This is a genomic window from Pseudomonas massiliensis (assembly GCF_000826105.1).
Classification (GTDB): Bacteria; Pseudomonadota; Gammaproteobacteria; order Pseudomonadales; family Pseudomonadaceae; genus Aquipseudomonas; species Aquipseudomonas massiliensis.
The window spans coordinates 298066-321170 of the sequence record NZ_CCYK01000005.1; the positions used below are offsets into that span (position 1 = coordinate 298066).

A 23105-nucleotide genomic window follows, 5' to 3' on the forward strand; every position below is an offset into this window, starting at 1 on the left:
GATATTACTCCGCTGGAACATTGCTCTGTGCCAGTGCCGGAAGGTCACCCGCCAGGCCTAGTGCCTGGCGTACGAACAGGGCTTTCGCGTCCGACAGGCCATTGACCCAGGACAGTCCTGTGTTGCGCAACCAGCGTAACGGCAACGGATCGGCCTGGAATAGCCGCTCGAACCCTTCCATGGCTGCCATCAAGGCCAGGTTGTGCGGCATCCGCCGTCGCTCATAGCGGCTGAGCACCCGCACATCCGCCAGACGCTCGCCGCGCCTGTGGGCTTGCAGCAGCTCTTCGGCAAGGACCGCAGCGTCGAGCAGCCCCAGATTCACCCCTTGCCCCGCTAGAGGATGGATGGTGTGCGCAGCATCGCCGATCAGCGCCAGGCCTGGCTCCACATAACGCCGGGCATGACGCTGGCGCAGCGGAATGCACAGGCGGGTATCTGCGCCAAGCACCCGACCCAGGCGGTATTCGAAGCGAGCCCCCAAGGCTGCGCAGAAACCGGGGGTATCCAGGGCCATCAACCGCCGGGCTTCGTCCGGCGTCGTCGACCAGACGATGGAAGACCAATGCTCGCCGTTGCTGGCCTGCAGGGGCAGGAACGCCAGCGGGCCGTCGTCGCCGAAGCGTTGCCAGGCAGTGCGCCGGTGACTTTGCTCAGTCTGTACGCTGGTGACAATGGCGTGGTGCAGGTAATCCCATTCCCGCGTGGCGCAGCCCCCCAGCCGACGGATGGCCGAGTTGGCGCCGTCGGCAGCTACCACGAGGCTGGCGCGGATTTGTGAACCGTCAGCCAGGCTCAGCAAGCGCTCGTCTTGAGAATGACGCATTCCTTCGACGCGCACCCCGGCAAGCAGCTGGATATCCCGTTCGAGCAAGCGCTCGATCAAGGCGTCCTGCACGACCGAGTTTTCGACGATATGTCCGAGCACATGGGCGTGGACGTTGGCGGCACTGAAGTGCACCGCCCCCGTGCCGCTGCCGTCCCAGACCCGCATGTCCGTGTAGGGGCTGGCGCGCCGCGCCACGATGCCCGGCCATGCGCCCAACCGCTCCAGCATGCGTTGGCTGGCCGTAGAGAGGGCGCTGACCCTGGGTTCGAAGGGCGCTTTCGGTAGAAAGGGTTGGGGGGAAAGGTCGCCGCCGTCGATCAGGATGACCTTCAACCCGCTGTCAGCCAAAGCCAGGGCCAGGGTACTACCGACCATGCCGGCGCCAACGATGGCGATATCGGCAACGCTCTCCGGGTGGCCATGGGCCGATGCCGCTTGCCGCGTGCTCATTCGAAAACCTCCGGAGCCCTGCCGGTGCCCAGCCCCATGGCCTGCCGCGCGAACCATTGGCGCGCCGGCGGAAGCAGATCGAGCCCGAGCAGTCCTGCATTGCGGCCCTGGGCAATCAGCCGACCTGGTTGTGAAAAGAGCCGCGTCACCTGGTCGGAAAAGCCAAGGGTCAAGCGCTGGTCCCGCGCCTGGGCAGTGACATACGCCTGCAAGGTGGCCAGATCTCCCAGCGGGGCGACGCTACCCTGAAGCGCGAGCGTCAAGGCATGGACGTCCCGCAGAGAAAGGTTGAAACCTTGCCCGGCAATGGGGTGCAGACTATGGGCGGCGTTGCCCAGCACCACCAGGTGCCGACGGATCTGCTCCTGAGCCTGGGCTAGCGCCAACGGATACAGGCTGCGCGCGCCCACCTGGACCAGGCGGCCCAGGCGATAGCCGAACGCCTGCTGCAGTTGGCCAAGGAACTCCTTTTCCGACAGACTCTGCAAGCGCTGCGCATCGGCAGGCTTGCGAGTCCACACAAGGGCGCAGCGATTGTCCATCAGCGGTAGCAACGCCAAGGGCCCGTCGTCTGTAAAGCGTTCGAAGGCCTGGCCACCGTGAGGCTGATCGAAGCTGACATTGGCGATCAGCGCGGTCTGCTCATAGGTTCGTACCTGGACCTCGATGCCGAGTTGGTCACGCAGCCCCGATCTGCCGCCATCGGCCAATACGGCCAAAGTGCAGCGCAACTGGGTATCGTCAGCCAGTTCCAGCCGATAACCCTCGGGTTCGGCTGCCATGGCCACCACTTCGGCCGGACAACGCCAGCTCACTAGCTCAGGATCAAGCGCCGCCCAGAGACACTGGCCCAGCCAGGCGTTTTCCACAACGTAGCCCAGAGCCGGCAACCCTTGTTCCGTGGCATCGAGGCGGGTTGCTCCGAGACGTCCGCGGTCAGAAACATGGATGTGCCGAATCGGCTCGGCTCGCTGGGCAACGGCGCTCCATACCCCAAGCTGTTCGTAGATCATGCGGGTGCCGTAGGCCAGGGCTGAACTTCGTGCGTCATAGCTTGGCTGATAGCCACCGCCGGGCGCGAAGGGTTCGACCAGCACGATGCTCCAACCCCGCTCCCGTGCCAAAGGTTGCAGCGCCAGGGCCAGGCTGGCGCCGACCAGTCCCCCGCCAATGATGGCCACATCGAAGCGACCACTACCTGCCTGCGCCGGCCGACTCATGCCCGGGCCCCGCGAGCGGCGGCCATGAGGGCTTCGATTTCGTCGATCGCCTTGGGCACCGCGCCGGTGAGGACCTCGCAGCCATGCCGGGTAACGACTACGTCATCCTCGATGCGGACGCCGATGCCCCGCCATTTCTTCGCAACCTGCTCATTCTGGGGGGAAATATAGATGCCCGGCTCTACCGTAAGCGCCATGCCCGGTTCGAGTACCCGCCATTCACCACCGACCTTGTATTCACCTACGTCATGCACATCCAGGCCCAACCAATGGCCGGCCCGGTGCATGTAGAAGGCCCGGTGCGCCTCTTGGGCGATGAGTTCGTCCACTTCGCCCTGCAGCAGGCCCAGGCGCACCAGACCATCGGTGATCACCCGTACCGTCGCTTCATGGGCCTGGTTCCAATGCTTGCCTGGGGCGATCTGGGCAAAGGCCGCTTCCTGGGCCTGGAGCACGATCTCATAGATCGCCCGCTGCTCGGCCGAGAACACACCGCTGACCGGAAAGGTACGGGTGATATCGCTGGCGTAGCAGTCGAGTTCGCAACCGGCATCGATCAGTACAAGATCCCCGTCGCGCAAGGGGGCATTGTTTTCCTGGTAATGAAGGATACAGCCGTTGCGGCCTGCCGCGACTATGGAGCCATAGGCCGCCAGGCGCGCGCCACCGCGACGAAACTCGTAGTCAAGCTCGGCTTCCAGGCTGTATTCATGTAGCCCGGGGCGGGCGGCCTGCATGGCACGCAGGTGGGCGCGGGCTGAGATGGCGGCTGCCTCGCGCATCACCTTCACTTCCGCCGCGGACTTGTACAGCCGCATGTCGTGCAGCAAGTGGTCAAGGGCCACGAATTCCTTGGGCGGCTGGGCGCCCAGGCCGGCCTTGGCGCGAATCTGGTTCACCCATTCCATGAGGCGCCGGTCGAACTCCGGGTGGGTGCCCATGACGGTGTAGACGCGGTCCCGGCCTTCGATAAGGCCCGGCAGGATGTCGTCGATATCCGCGATAGGGAAGGCATCATCTGCGCCATAGTCTCGTATCGCCCCTTCCTGGCCGGCACGCAGGCCGTCCCACAGCTCTCGCAGAGGATCCCGCTCCCGGCAGAACAACACGTAGGCGCCATGCTCGCGCCCTGGAATAAGGGCGATCACCGCTTCGGGTTCACCGAAGCCACTCAGATACTGGAAATCGCTGTCTTGCCGGTAGGCATGCTCCACATCCCGGTTGCGCACGGTAACCGCCGCCGCGGGCAGGATGGCGATGCTGTTGGGCACCATTTGCGCCATCAGGGCCTTGCGCCGCCGGGCGTACTCGGACTTGGGAATCTGGACCATGCGGCGCGGCTCCCGGGTCAGTGCAAGGAGGGCTTGGTCGCAGGAGCGGCTGGCTTGGCCAACTCCGAATACAGCAGCAATGGCGCGACGCGAAGGTATTCCATGACTTCCATGTAGTCGCTTTCTCCGTCTTCGGACTCTTCGAGGGCGTCCTGGACCTGGGCGATGGCGGACAGGTCCTGCAGCACTTCCCGGGCCTCGGCACTCAAGGGCGCAGCCCCGGCGGCCAGACCGAAGCCGGTCAGGAAGCCCTGGCACCAATGGCCAAGGGCGGCCGCGCGCTCGGCCAGGGGCAGTTCGTCACCCGGCAAGAGCAGCACTACAGTCATGTCATCGCCGGTCAGTTCGGCCTTGACCATTTCCTGCAGGCCGAGCAATGCCTGACGGACATTGCCCTCGGCCGGCGCGCCAAGCACTTCCACGGCGTCATCGAGCCAGGGCTCGGCGTCGAAGCCGGCGCCAGCGCAGCTACGTCCAAGCAGCAGGCCTTGCAGCTCGGCGGGAGTGACGGGATAGCCATTGCTGGCGAGCAGCGTGGCGAAAGCGGAATAGGGAGAGCTGGTGTTAGGCATGGGCAGCTAGGCGCCAGGCGGCGCAATGTCTAGAATGAAGGCTTCGTATCCTACACCGGCAGGTAAGCCAAGACCATCGACGCAACCGCCGGCCCGCGTCGTGGTCTGCATTCGTTCACGCCGCCTCCCAACCAGGACACCTTAACTGCCTCCCATGGAACAGAACGACCTGCAAGCGCTGATGGGCAAGATCGAACTACTGATCGAACGCGTCGAGCAGCTGAACCGGCAGAACGCCTTCCTCCACGCCCAGGAACGAACCTGGCGCGAGGAACGTGCCTACCTCATCGAGAAAAACGAAGTCGCTCGCCGCAAGGTCGAATCGATGATTTCGCGCCTCAAGGCCTTGGAGCAAGACTCATGAATTCGAGCAATAGCGTTACCGTGCAAATCCTGGACAAGGAATACTCGATCATCTGCCCGCCGGAAGAGCGCGGTAACCTGATCAGCGCGGCGCGTTACCTGGACGGCAAGATGCGCGAGATCCGCAGCGGTGGCAAAGTCATTGGTGCCGATCGCATTGCCGTGATGGCGGCCTTGAACATCACTCACGACCTGCTGCACCGCAAGGACACCAGTGAAGCCCAGCCAGGCGGCGCCACCCGGGAACAGGTACGTGGCCTGCTGGAACGGGTCGACCAGGCCCTTGCCGCTAGTCAGATGACTTCCAAGGGCTGATTCAGACCTATGGTTTGGGGTATACTCGCGTCCGCTCCCTGTAGTGCGCGCCAGTCGGTCATGTCCCTGAGCCGATACGCACAACCACGGAAGTTGCACGTCGGGGCTGGTGTGCATGTCCGCTCGACGGAAAGCCTTAAAGCCCCCTGCAATCTCCACCTTGAACTTTCGGGTTCAAGGGCTACACCGACAGCGGTACGTCGGGGAGTCTCTTCTTTTCCTCCATGCGGGGGCCTCGATTGGCCATTCCTTCCCAGGGAGTCGCTGATCACATGATCCAAGCTTCTCGTTACTCTCGCGGCCAGCTTCGCAAACTTCTGCGCGAGGCGCGCAAGGCATTGTCTCCGGCACAGCAGCGCGCCGCCGCCCAGGGGTTGTACCGCCAACTCGGCCAGCATCCCGTATTGCGCCGGGCGCGCGCCATAGCCCTGTATTTGCCCAATGACGGCGAGATCGACCCGCGTCCCCTGCTACGCGCCGCGCAAAAGCGCGGGATACACACCTACCTGCCCGTGCTGAGCCCATGGCCACGTACCAAGATGGTGTTCCAGCGCATTCTCCCTGGCGAGCGCCTGCGGGCCAATCGCTTCGGCATTGCCGAGCCCGTGCCCAGTCCGCGCCGACAGCGGCCGATCTGGACGCTTGACCTGGTGCTGTTGCCGCTGGTCGGCTTTGACGAGTATGGCGGGCGCCTGGGCATGGGCGGCGGCTTCTACGACCGCAGCCTGGCCTATCGAACCCGGCGCAAGTGCTGGCTCAAGCCCAGGCTGCTAGGCCTGGCTCATGAATGCCAGAAGGTGGATCGCTTGCAGCAGGCCAGCTGGGATGTAGCGCTGCAAGGAACGGTGACTGACAAAGGTTGGTATCGAGCCCGGAATTAGGCTTTGTGGGACCCTAGCGCAGCGGAACCGCGTAGGTTACGTCCACCGGCTCGCTGGCCTTGCGGTCCCAAAGGCTCTGGGCGTAACCGGTGGTTACCACTCCCAGGCCGAACAGGAACACAAGCACCCATAATAGATCCGGTTTACGCCGCATCGATGATTCTCCCCCTACCACGTTCACACATTGATCGAGCCTGGAAGCTGGCCCAACCGGCATGCCCCTGGCTTAAAATGGGCGCATTCTCCGACAGCTTCCAGCCACATGCAAACCCTGATTTCGACCAGCTGTCGGCCCATGCAACCCGGTTGGGTTTCCCTGCAATCCCCACAAAAAAAGGACGCCGCCATGGCTTATTGGCTGATGAAATCCGAGCCCGATGAGTTGTCCATCGAAGGCCTGAAAACCCTTGGCCAAGCCCGCTGGGATGGCGTTCGAAACTACCAGGCGCGCAACTTCATGCGCCTGATGCAACCCGGCGACCGTTTCTTTTTCTACCACTCCAGCTGCCCTGAACCCGGTATCGCCGGCATCGCGCGCATCGTCAGCGCCCCTTATCCCGACCCTACCGCGCTCGACCCCACCAGCCACTACCACGACCCAAAGGCCAGCCCTGAGAAAAACCCCTGGCTTGCAGTGGACGTTGCCTGCGAACAGGTGTTCCCGCGAATACTCGGCCTGGGCCTACTCAAGCAGCAGGCTGCGCTAGCGGAGATGGCGCTGGTGAAGAAAGGCAGCCGGCTTTCGGTGATGGAGGTGACCGCCCAAGAATGGAAAGCAGTGACAGCCCTGCTGTGAGAGCCTACCAGGCAGGCAGCACCACCGACCCCTACCTTAAATCCTCTCAAGATTTCAGGATCGGTGGATGACCCTTACTGAACAATCAGGTTATTGAACAGCAAGTCTTCGACCACCGGCTTGCCTTCCTCGGAATTGATTGCCTGTTGGGTTTGCTTCAGGGCTTCCTGACGCAAGGCTTCCTTTGCTTCGCCCGACGCCATCCCCTCCAGGCTTTGCTGGTTGAACAACTGAACCAGCTGATTGCGAATGAGCGGTTCGTGATGCTTGACTGCGGCCAAGGCTTCGGGGCCGGTAACCTTCAGGGCGATGTCGGCCTTGTACACGCGCAGGCGCGGGCCCCCATCCATGGCGTAGTTTCCGACCAAGGGTGGGCTCAGGGAGTAGTAGGACACCGGAGGTGGCCCTTCTTTGGGCTCTTCTTCCTTCGCGTTAGCGGCAAAGGGTATGCACAGCGCCAGCAATACGGCGATCCAGGGTTTCACAGCAGCGATTCCTCTTCATGGTGTACGCGGCGAGCGGGCGGTTATGGCAGCTTATCAGGCGCCGCCATCATCGTTGCTCGGCCGGGGGGCTTACCTACACTTATCGGCCATTACCCGGAAAGGAATAGCCTATGAAAGCGTTATTGTGCAAAGCCTTCGGCCCGGCGCAAAGCCTGGTGGTCGAAGACGTGCCCGCGCCTGAGCCAAAACGCAACGAGGTGGTGGTCCAGGTCCACAGCGCCAGCGTGAATTTTCCGGACACCCTGATCATCGAGGGCAAGTACCAGTTCAAGCCGCCCTTCCCTTTCGCCCCGGGGGGTGAAGCCGCCGGGGTAGTGGTGGCAATCGGCGAAGGAGTGAGTACGCTGCGCCAGGGAGACAAGGTCATGGCGCTGACAGGCTGGGGCAGTTTCGCTGAGCAGGTGGCAGTGCCTGCGTACAACATAATGCCGATGCCGGCGAGCATGCCCTTCGACGAGGGCGCCAGCTTTGCCATGACCTACGGCACTTCGATGCATGCGCTGCGCCAGCGCGGCAACCTGCAGGCGGAAGAAACCTTGCTGGTACTGGGCGCGGCCGGGGGTGTAGGACTGGCCGCGGTAGAGATCGGCAAGGCCATGGGCGCTCGGGTGATCGCCGCCGCCAGCAACGCGAGCAAGCTGGAAGCCGCGCGCATGGCCGGAGCAGACGAACTCATCGATTACAGCACCGAGGACCTCAAAGCGCGAGTGATGGCGTTGACCGCCGGCCAGGGCGCGGATGTCATCTATGACCCCGTAGGTGGCGATGCCTTCGATACCGCGGTGCGCTGCCTGGCGTGGAACGGCCGGCTGCTGGTCATCGGCTTCGCCAGTGGTCGCATCCCGCAATTGCCGGTCAATCTTGCCCTGCTCAAGGGCGCGGCCGTGATCGGTGTGTTCTGGGGTGCCTTCGCTCAACGCCAGCCCCATGACAACGCCAGCAACTTCCGGCAGCTTTTCGCCTGGCATGGTGAAGGTCGCCTGCGCCCGCTCATTTCCGCCCGGTATTCGCTGGATCAGGCACCGCAGGCGATCCAGGCGCTGGCTGAGCGCCGCGCGGTGGGCAAGCTGGTCGTGCAGGTACGCAAGGATCAGGCTTGAGGCAGCACAGGTTCAGGTAGCGTGCTAGCGGGCACCAGGGCCATCTCCAGCCAGCGCTTGAATCGGGCCTCTAGATTGCGGTCGGGCATGGCGTGGGAGCGCAGCGCGGCGATGGTCTGCTCCACGTAGTCCCGGCAGCTTCCAGAGCGGCCGCAGGCGCTGGCCAGTACCTGTACCAGCAGATCATCAGGCAGGTTTCCAGCGTAGGTGGGCAGGTGCCGCTCCAGCACGAAGCCCAGCGCCTGCACCTTGCTGCCGTCATCCAACCGGCAACTGAGCCAGTGAGGTCGATAAGACGGGTACGGCATCTCGCGCTTCCACAGGGCCATCAGCGACGCCTCCAGATGCTCCTCATGCAAGCGATAGGCAAAACCTGTGCAAGAGCCTCCTCGATCGAGGCCAAACACCAGGCCAGGGCGTTGCGGCGTGCCACGGTGCTCCTGCGACCAAAGGTACAGCCCGCGATGATAACCATGCACCCGCGCGCGCCGACGCTCGGCGCTGTTGCACTCAGGCCGCCAGATCAACGACCCGTACGCGAACAGCCATACCGGCCCACCCTTGTGCAGAGCCATGGTCTGGACGACAGAGCAGGCAAGCTCTTCATCACTCAGTTGCAGGGTGTTGAGCACAGGTGGGTAGGCCACCCCATGCGCGGGGGCAGGTTCGATCGCCGACATAAGGAAGAACCCCGGATGGGTACAGATTGCTTCGGCGTCACTCTAACCGAAGGCTACCGCCGGAGGGAGCTACCAGTCATCGTGGGGCATAGGCAAAGACGTCCGCTCGCATCTGATGAGCGTCCATGCCGGCCCCCACCAGGGCATCCAGTGTGGCGTACACCATGGCCGGTGAGCCGCTGGCGTACACATGAACGACGCTCAGGTCTGTCAGGTCTTCACGCACGGCCTCATGCAAAAGCCCGCAACGGCCTTCCCAACCACAGAGGTCACTGACGACCCGATGCAGGTATAGGTTAGGCAGGCGCTGCCACTCGTCCCAGTGCTCGATCCGGTAGAAGTCCGATGGCTGGCGAACGCCCCAGTAGAGATGGACCGGATGCTTGAAGCCTTGCGCGCGGCAGTGCTCGATCAAACTGTGCATTTGCGCCATGCCGGTACCCGCGGCAATGAGGACCAGCGGCCCATCGGGAAGCTCGGCCAGATGAGCATCGCCATAGGGCAATTCCACCCGGGCAAGCTGCTCGCTTTGCAACTGCGCCAAAAGCTTCACGGCGCTTTCTTCACGGCCCAGTATGTGCATTTCAAGGTCGCGACCACCATGGGGCGCGGATGCCAGGGAAAAGGCGGCCTTGTCCGCGCCTTCGCGCTCGATGAGCAGGTATTGCCCGGCATGGTAGCGAGGCGGCTTGCCAGCGGGCGCGCGCAGCCGCACACGCCACACATCGCCGCCGACTTCGGTGCACTCGCTGACCTGGCAGGTAAACGCACGAACCGGCAGTTCGCCAAGGGAGAGCACGCCGTCCCATAGCAGTACGCAGTCTTCCAGGGGCTCTGCCACACAGGTGTAGAGCTCGCCGTGGTCTCGCTCTTCTCCCTCCTGGAGAATACGCCCCTCGACCAGGATCGCCGCGCATACATGGCAATTGCCATTGCGGCAGCTATGGGGGCACTCGTAACCCAACCGCCGGGCCGCCTCGAGGATCTTCTCGCCCGGCTGTACGTCCAGCACAGCACCGGAAGGTTGCAAGGTCACGCGCATTCAGTCTATTCCCAGCTGGTTCCAGAGTTCGTCCACGCGGCGAGTCACGGCAGGATCCCGCTCGATCACACGCCCCCATTCCCGGGTCGTCTCGCCAGGCCACTTGTGCGTGGCGTCCAGGCCCATCTTCGAGCCGAGGCCGGATACCGGCGAAGCGAAGTCCAGATAGTCGATGGGCGTGTTATCGATCATCACCGTATCGCGCTTGGGGTCCATACGGGTAGTCACCGCCCAGATCACATCGTTCCAGTCGCGCGCGTTGATATCGTCGTCCGTCACGATCACGAACTTGGTGTACATGAACTGACGCAGGAAGGACCATACCCCCAGCATCACCCGCTTGGCATGGCCAGGGTACTGCTTCTTGATGGTCACTACCGCCATGCGGTAGGAGCAGCCTTCCGGCGGGAGGTAGAAATCGATGATTTCCGGGAACTGCTTTTGCAGGATGGGCACGAAGACTTCGTTCAGCGCCACGCCCAGAATGGCCGGCTCATCCGGCGGCCGCCCCGTATAGGTGCTGTGGTAGATCGGTCGGGTGCGGTGGGTGATACGCTCGACCGTGAATACAGGGAAGCGGTCCACCTCGTTGTAGTAGCCGGTATGGTCGCCATAAGGGCCTTCGTCGGCCATTTCCCCAGGGTGAATCACCCCTTCGAGCACGATCTCGGCGCTGGCGGGTACCTGCAGTTGACTGCCTCGGCACTTGACCAGTTCGGTACGGTGGCCACGCAGCAGGCCAGCGAAGGCGTATTCGGACAGGCTGTCGGGCACAGGCGTGACCGCTCCCAGGATAGTGGCCGGGTCCGCCCCGAGCGCGACGGCTACCGGGAAGGGCTCGCCCGGGTGCTTTTCGCACCATTCACGGTAATCCAGCGCGCCGCCACGGTGGCTCAGCCAGCGCATGATGACCTTGTTGCGGCCAATCACCTGCTGCCGGTAGATACCCAGGTTCTGGCGTTCCTTGTTGGGGCCCCGGGTCACGGTCAGCCCCCAGGTGATCAAGGGCGCCACGTCTCCCGGCCAGCAATGCTGGATCGGCAACTTGCCAAGGTCGACGTCTTCGCCTTCCAGCACCACTTCCTGGCAGGGTGCATCCTTGAGCACCTTGGGCGCCATGGAAATGATCTTCTTGAAGATAGGCAGCTTGGACCAGGCGTCCTTCAAGCCCTTGGGCGGCTCGGGCTCCTTGAGAAACGCCAGCAGCTTGCCGATTTCCCGAAGCTCGCCCACATCCTCGGCGCCCATGCCCAGGGCCACGCGCCCTGGGGTGCCGAACAGATTGCCCAGCACCGGCATATCGAACCCGGTGGGTTTTTCGAACAGTAGGGCCGGGCCTTGCTTGCGCAACGTACGGTCGCAGATTTCCGTCATTTCAAGCACCGGGGACACCGGTACCGTGACGCGTTTCAACTCGCCGCGCCGCTCAAGCTGCTGCACGAAATCTCGAAGATCCTTGAATTCCATCGGCCAGGCCACAGTGCAAAATAGGCGCTTAGCTTACCTGCTCTGCCGGCGACGTACAGGATACGGATAAAAAAACGGCGCCATCAGGCGCCGCTTTCGAACCGGACGAAGTTTACTTGCGCTTCATCGACAAGAAGAACTCGTCGTTGGTCTTGGTCTGCTTGAGCTTGTCGACCAGGAACTCGATGGCGGCGATCTCATCCATCGGATGCAACAGTTTGCGCAGAATCCACATGCGCTGCAGTTCGTCGTCGGCGGTCAGCAGTTCTTCGCGACGAGTACCGGAGCGGTTGATGTTGATGGCCGGGAAGACACGCTTTTCGGAAATCCGACGGTCCAACGGCAGCTCCATGTTGCCGGTGCCCTTGAATTCCTCGTAGATGACTTCGTCCATCTTCGAACCCGTCTCCACCAGGGCGGTGGCGATGATGGTCAGCGAACCGCCTTCCTCGATATTGCGCGCCGCGCCGAAGAAACGCTTCGGCTTTTCCAGGGCATGGGCGTCCACACCACCAGTCAATACCTTGCCGGAACTCGGGATCACAGTGTTGTAGGCACGCGCCAGGCGAGTGATGGAGTCCAGCAGGATGACCACGTCCTTCTTGTGCTCGACCAGGCGCTTGGCCTTCTCGATGACCATCTCGGCCACTTGCACGTGACGCGTCGGCGGCTCGTCGAAGGTGGAAGCGACCACTTCGCCACGCACGGTGCGCTGCATTTCCGTCACTTCTTCCGGGCGCTCGTCGATCAGCAGGACGATCAGGTGGCACTCGGGGTTGTTACGGGTAATGTTGGCGGCGATGTTCTGCAGCATGATCGTCTTGCCGGCTTTCGGCGGTGCCACGATCAGGCCGCGCTGGCCCTTGCCGATAGGTGCGCAGAGGTCGATCACCCGACCGGTGAGGTCTTCGGTGGAGCCATTGCCGGCTTCCATCTTCAGGCGCTGGTTCGGGAACAGCGGCGTCAGGTTCTCGAAGAGAATCTTGTTCTTCGCGTTCTCGGGGCGGTCGAAGTTGATGGTGTCGACCTTGAGCAGGGCGAAGTAACGCTCGCCTTCCTTCGGCGGACGGATCTTGCCGACGATGGTGTCACCGGTACGCAGGTTGAACCGGCGGATCTGGCTGGGCGACACGTAGATGTCATCCGGGCCGGCCAGGTAGGAAGCATCGGCTGAGCGAAGGAAGCCGAAACCGTCCTGGAGGATCTCCAGCACGCCGTCACCGGAAATTTCCTCGCCGCTTTTCGCATGCTTCTTCAGCAGGGAGAAAATCACATCCTGCTTGCGCGAGCGGGCCATGTTTTCGATGCCCATCTGTTCGGCCATTTCGAGCAGGTCGGTGATCGGCTTTTGCTTGAGTTCAGTCAGGTTCATAGAGGGAATGACGTGTTCTGTATGGAGGGAATAAGCTTAGGGCTTAAGAGGTGCCGCGCCGGGGAAGGCGATAGGATCGCGCACAACTTCGAATTGGAATGCGTCGGCGACGACTTGCAAGGGGGCACTGGAGAGGCCAGTGCAAGGCCGAATTTAACACTTGCGGCTAAAGGCGTCTAGTGAGCAAAAACAAAAAAGCCCTGCAACGAGCAGGGCTTTGTAACAACTGACGATACCTTAGATATTGGCATCCAGGAAAGCGGCCAGTTGCGACTTCGACAAGGCTCCAACCTTGGTGGCCTCGACATTGCCATTCTTGAACAGCATGAGCGTAGGAATGCCCCGGACGCCGTGCTTGGCAGGGGTTTCCTGGTTCTCATCGATGTTCAGCTTGGCAATGGTCACCTTGCCTTCGTATGTATTGGCGATTTCATCCAGCACCGGCGCGATCATCTTGCAGGGGCCGCACCACTCGGCCCAGTAGTCCACCAGAACCGGGCCCTGGGCCTTGAGAACATCGGCCTCGAAGGACGCGTCAGTGACATGCTTGATTTTGTCGCTCATGAATATCTCCCGGTCAGGAACTTGGATGATTGAGCCCATCATAACGTTCAGCGTTTGTTACCGAAAGCGTTAGACCATTGACTCTAGCTATGAGAAATCGCCGTTTTGCATATGACAGGCTGCCTACGGAAAAATGCTACCGACCACGGCGCGCGGCTCAAGCCAGGGGCATAACGTTGGCGAAGCGAGCGGATCGTGGCAGGATGTTCGAGTTATCGACCGAGAATTTCGCCCATGCCGCCACTCAAGCCGACGAATCTGTCCCTCATCGCTGCGATCGACCTGGGGTCCAACAGCTTCCATATGGTGGTGGCTAAGCCCAATCGGGGCGAGATCCGCATTCTCGAGCGAAGCGGCGAGAAGGTACAGCTGGCTGCCGGCATCGACGAACAGCGTCAACTCAGCGAAGAGTCCATGCAGCGCGGCCTGGAATGCCTCAAGCGCTTCGCCCAGCTTATCAATGGTCTACCCCTGGGCGCTGTGCGCATCGTGGGCACCAACGCACTGCGCGAGGCCCGCAACCGCGCTGAATTCATCCGCCGCGCCGAAGCTCTGCTCGGGCACCCGGTGGAAGTGATCTCCGGCCGTGAAGAGGCGCGACTGATCTACCTTGGGGTGTCCCACACCCTGGCCGATACGCCCGGCAAACGCCTGGTGGCCGATATCGGCGGTGGCAGCACCGAGTTCATCATCGGTCAACGCTTCGAGCCGCTGATGCGTGAAAGCCTGCAAATGGGCTGCGTCAGCTTTACCCAGCGCTATTTCCGCGACGGCAAAATCACACCGGCCCGCTACGCACAGGCTTATACCGCGGCCCGGCTGGAGATCATGAGCATCGAGAATGCCCTGCGGCGACTGAGCTGGGATGAAGCCATCGGGTCGTCCGGTACCATTCGCGCCATTGGTTCGGCCATCAAGGCCGCGGGAATGGGCGCGGGCGAAGTCAATGCCGAAGGCCTGGCCTGGCTCAAGCGCAAGCTGTTCAAGCTCGGGGACACCGACAAGATCGATTTCGATGGGATCAAGCCTGACCGTAGAGCCATTTTCCCGGCAGGCCTGGCCATCCTCGAAGCCATTTTCGATGCCCTTGAACTGCAACGCATGGATCACTGCGAAGGCGCCCTGCGCGAAGGCGTGCTCTATGACCTGATGGGGCGCCATGGCCATGAGGACGTGCGTGAACGCACCCTCAGCTCACTGATGGAGCGCTACCATGTGGACCTGGACCAGGCCGCGCGGGTGGAAGAGAAAGCCCTGGAAGCGTTCGACCAGGTCGCCAGCGCCTGGAGCCTGGACGACGGTGTATGGCGAGACCTGCTCAGTTGGGCGGCCAAGGTCCATGAAGTGGGCCTGGACATCGCCCACTACCACTACCACAAGCATGGCGCCTACCTCATCGAGCACTCGGACCTGGCCGGTTTCTCGCGGGAAGACCAGCACATGCTGGCGCTACTGGTGCGCGGCCACCGCAGGAACATTCCAAAGGAGCGCTTCGCGGAGTTCGGTGAAGAGGGGGCCAAGCTGATCCGGCTATGCGTGCTGCTGCGCTTCGCGATCCTGTTCCATCACATCCGTGGCACCCAGGAAATGCCCCAGGTCCAGCTCAAGGCCCACGGCGACTCCCTGGACGTGGCCTTCCCTTCGGGGTGGCTGGAAAACAACCCGCTGACCCAGGCCGACTTCGCCCTGGAGGCGGAGTGGCTGGCCCGGGTCGGGTTCGCCCTTACCGTACGGTAAGGGCCTGGTTGCTGAGGCGGTCCAGTAGGGTCGCCTGTGCGTTACGGGCGTTCTGGTTACCCGTGGGGCTGAGCCGCACGTAGGTGCCATCCGGTTGCAGCACCCAGGCATGAGTGTTGTCCGTCAGGTAGGCTTCCACCTCTTTCTTCACTCGCGTGATCAGCTTCTTGCCCTCGACCGGGAAGCAGGTTTCCACGCGCCTGTCCAGGTTGCGCTCCATCCAGTCGGCACTGGACAGGAACAACTGTTCTTCGCCCCCATTGAGGAAGTAGAAGATCCGGGTGTGCTCCAGGAAACGCCCGATGATGGAGCGCACATGAATGTTATGGGACACCCCTGGCACGCCTGGGCGCAGACAGCACATGCCCCGCACGATCAGGTCGATGCGAACGCCCGCCTGGCTGGCCTTGTAGAGCGCGCGGATAATCTTGGGATCGGTCAGGCCGTTACACTTGACCACGATGTGCGCCGGCTTGCCTTCGCTGGCGAACTGGGTTTCCCGGGCGATCATGTCGAGCATGCCCTTTTTCAGCGTGAAGGGCGCATGCAGCAGCTTCTTCATGCGTAGGGTCTTGCCCATGCCGATCAGCTGGGTGAAGAGCTTGCCGACGTCTTCGGTAAGCGCGTCATCGGAGGTCAGCAGGCTGTAGTCGGTGTACAGGCGCGCGTTGCTGGCATGGTAGTTACCCGTGCCCAGGTGGGCATAGCGAACGATCTCACCGCCCTCGCGACGCAGGATGAGCATCATCTTGGCGTGAGTCTTGAAGCCCACCACGCCGTAGATCACCACGGCACCCGCGGCCTGTAGCCGGCTGGCCATCTGCAGGTTGGATTCCTCATCGAAGCGGGCGCGCAGCTCGATGACCGCCGTCACTTCCTTGCCGCTGCGCGCGGCGTCCACCAGCGCGTCGACGATTTCCGAATTGCTGCCACTGCGGTAAAGCGTCTGCCGGATCGCCAGTACATGCGGGTCCTTGGCGGCCTGGCGCAGCAGGTCGATCACCGGTGTGAAGGATTCGAACGGGTGCAGCAGGAGCATGTCCTGCTTGCCAATCACGCTGAAGATATTGTCGCTGTTCTGCAGCAGTTTGGGGATCGCCGGGGTGAAGGGCGTGTGCTGCAGTTCCGGATGACTGTCCAGCCCGGTGATGCTGAACAGGCGAGTCAGGTTCACCGGGCCATTGACCTGGTACAACTCGGATTCGGCCAGGTTGAACTGCTTGAGCAGGTAGTCCGACAGGTGTTTGGGGCAGGTATCGGCCACTTCCAGGCGCACCGCGTCACCGTAGCGACGCGAGAACAGTTCGCCGCGCAGGGCGCGCGCCAGGTCTTCGACGTCCTCGGAGTCCAGCGACAGGTCAGCGTTACGCGTCAGCCGGAACTGGTAGCAACCCTTGACCTTCATGCCTTGGAACAGGTCATCGGCGTGCGCATGGATCATCGACGAGAGGAAAACGAAGTTATCCCCCGGCCCGCCGACGTCTTCAGGCACCTTGATCACTCGGGGCAGCAGGCGCGGGGCCGGGATGATCGCCAGGCCCGAATCGCGGCCGAAGGCATCGATCCCCTCCAGTTCCACGATGAAGTTCAGGCTCTTGTTGACCAGCAATGGGAAAGGGTGGGTCGGGTCCAGACCGATCGGGGTCACGATCGGAGCGATCTCGTCGCGGAAATAACGACGCACCCACGCCTTGAGCTTGGGCGTCCAGTACCGGCGACGAATGAAACGGACCTGATGCTTCTCCAGTTCGGGCAGAAGGATATCGTTGAGGATGGCGTACTGGCGGTCCACCTGGACGTGAACCAGCTCGCTGATCCGAGCCAGGGCCTGGTGGGGCTGCAGGCCGTCGGCGCCGGCCTGTTCACGGGCGAAGGTGATCTGCTTCTTGAGCCCGGCCACTCGGATTTCGAAGAACTCATCCAGGTTGCTGGAGAAAATGAGCAGGAACTTGAGCCGCTCCAGCAAGGGATAGCTCTCATCCAGCGCCTGTTCCAGTACCCGAATGTTGAATTGCAATTGCGAAAGCTCGCGATGGCTGTACATCACGGCATCGTCCAGGCCGGGCACGGGGGCGGCCGGGGCTGGCGGAATCTCGATGGGAGGTTCCGCAGGAGTATCGGCGACCACGTCCGGGAGGGGTTCGGTCACAGGTTGAGCCTCTTCTACGACAAGATCGGGGAGCGCTTCATTATTCATCTGAACATCCTGAAGGGCCAGGGGCCCTGGGTGCAATGGGCGGCACGCACGGCAAAGTCGATCAGCTACAGTGACGATGGCTCGCAAAACGGGGTCACGGCCCAGACTCGGGCCGGGTCATGCCCAGGCCAAAGAGGTGGGAAGCACCGTCGAAGACGGGCCGGGCTGTTATAAGGTCAATATGTGACAGCCAGATGACAGTGCGGTTTAAGTTGCCATAAGGTAGCTGAAGACCGTTATGTTCACGTCGAGACACATTTCGACACTTTCATGAATTTCTCCGAAGGGTTAGGCTGCGCGTTCACTTCGCCAGCATCTTCAAAATGCTCCAACAATTTCTAAACGATTTCGGTTACCTGGCCCTGTTCCTGGGGACCTTCTTCGAAGGCGAAACCATCCTGGTGCTCGCGGGGTTCCTTGCGTTCCGCGGCTACATGGACATCAATGTGGTGATGCTGGTGGCCTTCCTCGGCAGCTACGCCGGCGACCAGCTGTGGTACTTCCTCGGCCGGCGTCACGGCCGCCGCCTGCTCGCCCGCAAGCCTCGCTGGCAGACCATGGGCGACCGTGCCCTGGAGCACATCCGCAAGCATCCGGACCTGTGGGTGCTCTCCTTCCGCTTCGTCTATGGCCTGCGCACCGTCATGCCAGTAGCCATCGGCCTTTCCGGCTACCCGCCCCGGCGCTACCTGCTGCTCAACGGCATAGGCGCGATGATCTGGGCCATCGCCCTCGGCCAGGCGGCGTACCACTTCGGCGCGGTGTTGCAAGGGCTGCTGGGTAACGTGAAGAAGTACGAGCTGTGGGTGCTGGGCGGGCTACTGCTCCTGGGCGTGCTGCTCTGGGTCAGCCGCCGCATCAAGGCCGCGCGCATCGCCCGCAAGGCTGAAGAAGCCGGCAAGCTTCAAGAGCCGCCATCACATTAGGGGCACAACCATCACTGGGATGGCCGCTGAAGCTGCTTTGCCGGCTCGCTAGAGCGGTGCTCTGCGCAGGCTCGCTAACAGGGTGGCGGCACCGACGAACAACCCTGCGAAGGTACGGTTGAGACGACGCTGCTGACGTGGACTGCGAAGTAGCCGTAGCACTCGCGAGGCGAGGCCGGTGTAGCCGGCCATGACGATCAGGTCCACGCTGACCATGGTGGCGCCGATGATCAGGTATTGAATGAGCAAGGGTGCGCCGGGGTCGATGAACTGCGGCAGTACCGCCAGCATGAACACCAGCGCCTTGGGGTTGCTCACGTTGACCAGCAAGCCCCGAAAGACCAGGCCAGCCCGGCTTGCGCCCTCCGGCGCGGCGGCGGCGTCGCTCATATCCATAGGCGCGGCGCGCCACTGACGCACTGCCAGATACAGCAGGTAGGCCACGCCGAACCACTTGATCAAGGTGAACGCCATGGCGGAGGTGGCCAGTATCGCGCCCACACCGGCGGCCACGATCGCGATCTGCAAGGCCAGCCCCAGCTGTAGGCCCAGGGCGTTCCAATAGCCACGGGCGAAGCCGTAGCGCAGGCCGGACGACATGGAGGCTATGGCCCCCGCCCCTGGGGATAGGCTGATCACCCAGCTTGCGACGAGAAATGCCAGCCATGTATGCCACGCCATGTTCGTGTCTCCGAGAACTGAGTGGCTACGTTACTGGATAAAACGTAGCGTTGCTATCCAGGTTCAGGCACTCAGGTTTTCCAGTTCCGCCTGCAGGTTTTCGAGCAGCTCGAGGGCTTCCATCCAAGCCTCCTCCAAGGCGCCCTCCTCGCTCTTGAGTGCCGCCTGGCGAGCCAGCAAATCACGTAGCTCGTCCTTGCGGGCACTGTCGTAAAGCTCGCTATCAGCCAGGCGTGACTCGATCTGGGCCAGGGATTCATGGACCTTGCCCAGGGCAGCTTCCAGGCGCTCGGCCTCGCGCTTGTGAGGCGCCAACTGCTGGCGCAGCGCGGCAGCGGCCTGGCGCTGTGTCTTCTTGTCGGTACGTTCACCCGAAGCAGGCGCCGCTACAGGGGCGTTGCGCTGACGATAGTCCACAAGCCATTTGGCGTAATCGTCCAGATCGCCATCGAAGGGTTCGACCTTGCCATCGGCAACCAGCAGGAAATTATCCGTGGTGCTCTTGAGCAGATGCCGGTCGTGGGACACTACCAGCACCGCACCACCGAACTCCTGCAGGGCCATGGTCAAGGCCAGGCGCATTTCCAGGTCCAGGTGGTTGGTGGGCTCGTCGAGCAACAGCAGGTTCGGCCGGCCCCAGGCGATGAGCGCCAGAGCGAGCCGAGCTTTTTCCCCGCCGGAGAAATTCAGTACGGGTTCATCGACGCGCGCGCCGCGGAAGTCGAAGCCGCCGAGGAAGTCCTTGAGGGTCTGCTCCCGCTCCGTCGGTGCCAGACGCTGCATATGCAGCAAGGGGCTGGCTTTCCCATCAAGGGAATCGAGCTGGTGCTGGGCGAAATACCCTACTTCCAGGTTTTCCCCTCGTCGCAGCGTCCCACCAAGAGGCTCGAGTTCGCCCGCCAGATTCTTGATAAGCGTGGACTTGCCCGCGCCATTGGGGCCCAGCAGGCCAATCCGGGCGCCCGGGGTCAACTGCAGCTTGACCTTGTCCAGAATCACCTTGCTGCCATAGCCCAGGCGGGCTTCCGACAAGTCCAGCAGCGGGCTGGACAGCTTGTGGGCTTCTCGGAACACGAACTCGAACGGCGAGTCCACATGGGCGGCGGAGATCTCTTCCATCCGCTCCAGTGCCTTGATCCGGCTTTGCGCCTGTCGAGCCTTGGTCGCCTGCGCCTTGAAGCGAGCGATGTATTTTTCCATATGCTCGCGCCGCGCCTGCTGCTTCTCGTACGCCTGCTGTTGCTGAGCAAGGCGCTCAGCGCGGGCTCGCTCGAAGGCGCTGTAGCCGCCGCGGTAAAGCACCAGCTTGCGCGTGTCTACATGGGCGATATGGTCGACCACCGCGTCGAGGAAGTCCCGATCGTGAGAAATGAGCAGCAAGGTACCAGGGTAGCCCTTGAGCCACTCTTCAAGCCACAGGATAGCGTCCAGGTCCAGGTGGTTTGTCGGCTCATCGAGCAATAGCAGGTCCGAAGGGCACATCAAGGCCTGTGCCAGGTTCAGACGCATGCGCCACCCACCTGAGAAGTCGCCTACTGGCAAGTCCATCTGGGCATTGCTGAAGCCCAGCCCCGCCAGCAGCTTGCGCGCTCGCGCCTGCGCCGTGTAGCCGTCGGCCGCGTCCAGTTCGGCATGTAACCGGCCCAGGGCAACCCCATCCTGGGAGGCCTCGGCCGCTGACAGGTCAGCCTCGATACGCCGCAGGTGCTGATCCCCATCGAGCACGTAGTCGACAGCAATGCGCGTGAGGGTGTCCACCTCCTGGCGCATATGGGCGATGCGCCAATCCGGCGGCAGTTGGCAGGAGCCGGCGTCAGGCACCAGTTCGCCGCGCAGCAGCGCGAACAGGCTTGACTTTCCGGCGCCATTGGCACCGATCAGGCCAGCTTTCTGGCCGGCATGGAGCGTGAGCTCGGCGCCTTCTAGCAGACGCTGTGGGCCACGCTGTAAAGTGAGGTCTTGGATTCGGATCATAATGGCGGCGGAGTTTATCAGCTTCGCGAAGCCGTGGCGTGGGGGCTTGATGCAGGACGATCTATGGCGACATGCATGTGAGCTCTACGCACGGCCTGGTGTCGAGGCCGCCTGCCTGGCGGCTCAGGAGGCGGGAAGCAATGTCTGCCTGGTGCTTTGCGCCCATTGGCTGGAACGACGCGGCGTGGCCTGGACGGCCGGTCGGGCCGAGGCCCTCGCAGAAATAGCTCTGCCCTGGACTGAAACGGTAGTCATGCCGTTACGCACGCTGCGACAACAGTGGAAGCCGGCCGCCATGGAAGACGAAACCCTGCGGGCGCTCAGGGCCTCGATAAAAGCACTTGAACTGGATGCCGAACGAGCGCTGCTGGAGCGCTTGCAGGCGCAGGCTTGCCGTTGGCCATGTCTCGCGGGTAGCGGCGCTGGCTGGCTTGATTGGGCCCTTCAGGAGGGCCAGGCCAGCGCCACCTTGCAAGCCGCGCTGGCTTGAGTTCAGGGCACGGCGGCTTGGCCGTTCAGGAACCGCTTGCAGGGGTACCCGCGCCAGGCGCCGAGCTGGGGGCAGTGCTCTTGGCTGCCGCATTGGCGCGTGGTTTGCGTGGGGCACGCTTGGGCGCGGGCTGTGCGGCGCCTTCTTCGGCCTGCTCGACCGCCTTGGCCAGGACGGCCTTGCGCAGAGGCGGCTTGCGTGGTGTTGCTGCGGGCTTGGCCTGAGGGTCCAGAATGCTTGCCACCGCACTTACCGGAGTCGTGGCCGCCTTGCGCGAAGTCGCTGGCTTGGCGGCAGCCCGAGCCGCGACTGGCTTGGCAACGTGCGGCTTGGCGCCGGCAGGCTTGCGCGAGGTCTTGACGCCTGGCGTTGCGCTAGCCGTACCGCGTTGATCCAAGGCCTTGCCGACCGCTTCGCGCACTTTGCCCACACCCTGTACCAGCGCCAGGCTGGCCTGGATGTCATCCTTGAGTTGGCCGATGTACTGACGGGTTTCACCCTGGCGCCGCTGGAGTTCGTCAAGGGCGCCTTCCAGGGCTTCCACGCTGGCGCGCGCCTTGGCCTGTGCCTTGGCCTTGCCGGCACTGGCAGCCGCATCGATTCGCGCACGGTGCTTGTGAAGCTTGTCCTGCGCTTTCACACGCTGCTTTTCCAGCTTGGCGAGCATTTTTTCGGCATCGGTCAGAGCCTGGGCACACGCTTGCTCGAAGTGATCGAGCAAGCTACCGGTCAATTGCTGAAGCAGGTGCAACGGTGTACTTACAGGCTTCTTTTTAGCCGACATGATGGTCCTCCTCGCGGGTTGGTCTTTCATGTTATGCGAGAGCACCCTCGCCGTCAGCAAGCGCGGCGGTATTTTATATTCAGCGCCCTTGCTGGGACGCAGGTTTGAAAGCAGAGGGCATCACGGTGGATAATCCTCGCTTCCTCCAGGAGCCCATGCCCATGCCGCGTCGCCTGTTGCTCTCGCTGTGCCTGCTATCGCCCCTTGCCCTGGCCCAGGACGCCGCACCTGCCGCTCATGAGCTTGGCTACAGCCTGGGCGCCAGCATTGGTGAACGCCTGCGTGAAGATGAGCCTGGACTGGATATCGAAGCGCTGATCGAAGGCCTGCGTCAGTCCTATCGGGGCCAGCCCCTGGCGCTGGATGAAGCCCGCATCCGGGCCATACTGGCGCAACACGAGGCTAGCGCCAGCGGCCAGGGCGCGAGCTCCAACGTGGAAGCAGCCCTGGCGGCCGAGCACCGGTTCATGGCCACCGAGCGAGCCAAATATGGTGTTCGGGAGCTACCTGGCGGGGTTCTCTACACTGAGCTTGGCCCTGGACAGGGAGAAAAGCCCTCGGCCAATTCAAGGGTGGAAGTCAGCTATGTGGGCCAGCTTCCCGACGGTACGGTATTCGACCAGAACGACCAACCCCAGTGGTTTCGCCTGGACAGTGTGATCGATGGCTGGAAGGTGGCCTTGCAACAGATGCCCAAGGGGGCCCGCTGGCGCGTGGTGGTTCCGTCGGACCAAGCCTACGGCGCCGATGGGGCCGGCGAACTCATCCCGCCTTACACTCCACTGGTGTTCGAGATCGAGCTGCGCGATTTCGCGGACTGACAATCAG

Annotated in this window: 24 protein-coding genes and 1 other RNA gene; 10 read left to right on the plus strand and 15 right to left on the minus strand. The window is 62.7% G+C overall.

The genetic code is table 11. From position 1 onward, the window contains the following. Positions 1–4: 4 nt before the first annotated feature. The 4 genes from BN1188_RS04775 to BN1188_RS04790 are packed head-to-tail and all read right to left on the minus strand — an operon-like array spanning position 5 to position 4402. Positions 5–1279: a 2-octaprenyl-3-methyl-6-methoxy-1,4-benzoquinol hydroxylase gene (locus BN1188_RS04775; RefSeq protein ID WP_052469155.1), complete on the minus strand. Its 1275-nt coding sequence runs from the start codon at positions 1277–1279 to the stop codon at positions 5–7. Next, entirely contained in the window at positions 1276–2499 is a 1224-nt protein-coding gene (gene ubiH, locus BN1188_RS04780) for a 2-octaprenyl-6-methoxyphenyl hydroxylase (protein WP_040260239.1), read from the minus strand. Before ubiH ends, BN1188_RS04775 begins: the two co-directional genes overlap by 4 nt. After that, the gene (gene pepP / locus BN1188_RS04785; protein WP_040260240.1) at positions 2496–3830 is read right to left on the minus strand and encodes a Xaa-Pro aminopeptidase; all 1335 of its coding nucleotides are present in this window, start codon (positions 3828–3830) and stop codon (positions 2496–2498) included. The genes ubiH and pepP overlap by 4 nt, the downstream gene beginning before the upstream one ends. A gap of 17 nt (positions 3831–3847) precedes the next feature. Beyond that, the gene (locus BN1188_RS04790) at positions 3848–4402 is read right to left on the minus strand and encodes a YecA/YgfB family protein (protein ID WP_040260241.1); all 555 of its coding nucleotides are present in this window, start codon (positions 4400–4402) and stop codon (positions 3848–3850) included. 154 nt (positions 4403–4556) lie between these two features. On the opposite strand from BN1188_RS04790, the gene BN1188_RS04795 reads away from it, so the two are divergent. From BN1188_RS04795 to BN1188_RS04810, 4 genes are all read left to right on the plus strand, one after another. Beyond that, positions 4557–4766: a TIGR02449 family protein gene (locus BN1188_RS04795; RefSeq protein WP_040260243.1), complete on the plus strand. Its 210-nt coding sequence runs from the start codon at positions 4557–4559 to the stop codon at positions 4764–4766. Continuing rightward, positions 4763–5080 carry a cell division protein ZapA gene (locus BN1188_RS04800; protein WP_040260244.1) on the plus strand — a complete coding sequence of 106 codons (318 nt, stop codon included), beginning with the start codon at positions 4763–4765 and terminating at the stop codon, positions 5078–5080. The genes BN1188_RS04795 and BN1188_RS04800 overlap by 4 nt, the downstream gene beginning before the upstream one ends. 32 nt (positions 5081–5112) lie before the next feature. Then, positions 5113–5291: non-coding RNA, 6S RNA (gene ssrS, locus BN1188_RS04805), on the plus strand. A gap of 61 nt (positions 5292–5352) precedes the next feature. Then, entirely contained in the window at positions 5353–5961 is a 609-nt protein-coding gene (locus tag BN1188_RS04810) for a 5-formyltetrahydrofolate cyclo-ligase (protein ID WP_040260245.1), read from the plus strand. 13 nt (positions 5962–5974) lie between these two features. On the opposite strand, the gene BN1188_RS21480 is transcribed toward BN1188_RS04810, so the two are convergent. Continuing rightward, on the minus strand, positions 5975–6115 hold the full coding sequence (locus BN1188_RS21480; protein ID WP_088776188.1) for a hypothetical protein: 141 nt from the start codon (positions 6113–6115) through the stop codon (positions 5975–5977). A 192-nt stretch (positions 6116–6307) separates the two neighbouring features. Here BN1188_RS21480 and BN1188_RS04815 point away from each other — a divergent pair, with 192 nt between their 5' ends. Next, a complete protein-coding gene (locus tag BN1188_RS04815; protein ID WP_040260246.1) occupies positions 6308–6757 on the plus strand; it encodes an EVE domain-containing protein in 450 nt (149 codons plus the stop codon). 74 nt (positions 6758–6831) lie between these two features. Here the strand turns inward: BN1188_RS04815 and BN1188_RS04820 are convergent, their stop codons facing one another. Then, positions 6832–7242, minus strand: coding sequence for a flagellar basal body-associated protein FliL (locus BN1188_RS04820; protein ID WP_040260247.1), 411 nt, complete (start codon positions 7240–7242; stop codon positions 6832–6834). A 131-nt stretch (positions 7243–7373) separates the two neighbouring features. On the opposite strand from BN1188_RS04820, the gene BN1188_RS04825 reads away from it, so the two are divergent. Then, the gene (locus BN1188_RS04825) at positions 7374–8363 is read left to right on the plus strand and encodes an NADPH:quinone oxidoreductase family protein (RefSeq protein ID WP_040260248.1); all 990 of its coding nucleotides are present in this window, start codon (positions 7374–7376) and stop codon (positions 8361–8363) included. Here BN1188_RS04825 and BN1188_RS04830 read toward each other — a convergent pair. From BN1188_RS04830 to trxA, 5 genes are all read right to left on the minus strand, one after another. Further along, positions 8354–9043: a gamma-glutamylcyclotransferase gene (locus BN1188_RS04830; RefSeq protein ID WP_084596151.1), complete on the minus strand. Its 690-nt coding sequence runs from the start codon at positions 9041–9043 to the stop codon at positions 8354–8356. The genes BN1188_RS04825 and BN1188_RS04830 overlap by 10 nt on opposite strands. 76 nt (positions 9044–9119) lie before the next feature. Then, complete coding sequence (locus BN1188_RS04835; RefSeq protein ID WP_040260249.1) at positions 9120–10085, minus strand: CDP-6-deoxy-delta-3,4-glucoseen reductase; 966 nt, start codon at positions 10083–10085, stop codon at positions 9120–9122. Continuing rightward, a complete protein-coding gene (ubiD, locus tag BN1188_RS04840; RefSeq protein WP_040260250.1) occupies positions 10086–11552 on the minus strand; it encodes a 4-hydroxy-3-polyprenylbenzoate decarboxylase in 1467 nt (488 codons plus the stop codon). A 112-nt stretch (positions 11553–11664) separates the two neighbouring features. Continuing rightward, complete coding sequence (rho, locus tag BN1188_RS04845) at positions 11665–12924, minus strand: transcription termination factor Rho (protein WP_040260251.1); 1260 nt, start codon at positions 12922–12924, stop codon at positions 11665–11667. Positions 12925–13161: 237 nt separating this feature from the next. Further along, positions 13162–13488 carry a thioredoxin TrxA gene (gene trxA, locus BN1188_RS04850; protein WP_040260252.1) on the minus strand — a complete coding sequence of 109 codons (327 nt, stop codon included), beginning with the start codon at positions 13486–13488 and terminating at the stop codon, positions 13162–13164. 234 nt (positions 13489–13722) lie between these two features. Here trxA and ppx point away from each other — a divergent pair, with 234 nt between their 5' ends. Further along, positions 13723–15225 carry an exopolyphosphatase gene (gene ppx / locus BN1188_RS04855; RefSeq protein ID WP_040260254.1) on the plus strand — a complete coding sequence of 501 codons (1503 nt, stop codon included), beginning with the start codon at positions 13723–13725 and terminating at the stop codon, positions 15223–15225. On the opposite strand, the gene ppk1 is transcribed toward ppx, so the two are convergent. Next, a complete protein-coding gene (ppk1, locus tag BN1188_RS04860) occupies positions 15212–17422 on the minus strand; it encodes a polyphosphate kinase 1 (RefSeq protein ID WP_040260256.1) in 2211 nt (736 codons plus the stop codon). The two genes, ppx and ppk1, sit on opposite strands and share 14 nt — an antisense overlap. A gap of 323 nt (positions 17423–17745) precedes the next feature. Between ppk1 and BN1188_RS04865 the strand changes: the two genes are divergently transcribed. After that, positions 17746–18348 carry a DedA family protein gene (locus BN1188_RS04865; protein WP_040260257.1) on the plus strand — a complete coding sequence of 201 codons (603 nt, stop codon included), beginning with the start codon at positions 17746–17748 and terminating at the stop codon, positions 18346–18348. A 48-nt stretch (positions 18349–18396) separates the two neighbouring features. Here BN1188_RS04865 and rhtB read toward each other — a convergent pair whose 3' ends face one another. Then, positions 18397–19029, minus strand: coding sequence for a homoserine/homoserine lactone efflux protein (gene rhtB / locus BN1188_RS04870; protein ID WP_040260258.1), 633 nt, complete (start codon positions 19027–19029; stop codon positions 18397–18399). 63 nt (positions 19030–19092) lie between these two features. Continuing rightward, positions 19093–21003 (minus strand): ATP-binding cassette domain-containing protein, encoded by a 1911-nt coding sequence (locus BN1188_RS04875; RefSeq protein ID WP_040260260.1) that lies wholly within the window; start codon positions 21001–21003, stop codon positions 19093–19095. Between the two features lie 49 nt (positions 21004–21052). Between BN1188_RS04875 and BN1188_RS04880 the strand changes: the two genes are divergently transcribed. After that, positions 21053–21493: a TIGR02444 family protein gene (locus BN1188_RS04880; RefSeq protein WP_040260546.1), complete on the plus strand. Its 441-nt coding sequence runs from the start codon at positions 21053–21055 to the stop codon at positions 21491–21493. A 25-nt stretch (positions 21494–21518) separates the two neighbouring features. On the opposite strand, the gene BN1188_RS04885 is transcribed toward BN1188_RS04880, so the two are convergent. Then, a complete protein-coding gene (locus tag BN1188_RS04885; protein WP_040260548.1) occupies positions 21519–22277 on the minus strand; it encodes an AlgP family protein in 759 nt (252 codons plus the stop codon). Positions 22278–22438: 161 nt separating this feature from the next. Here BN1188_RS04885 and BN1188_RS04890 point away from each other — a divergent pair, with 161 nt between their 5' ends. Continuing rightward, positions 22439–23098, plus strand: a complete 660-nt coding sequence (locus BN1188_RS04890; RefSeq protein WP_040260261.1) for an FKBP-type peptidyl-prolyl cis-trans isomerase — start codon at positions 22439–22441, stop codon at positions 23096–23098. The last annotated feature ends 7 nt before the right edge of the window (positions 23099–23105 follow it).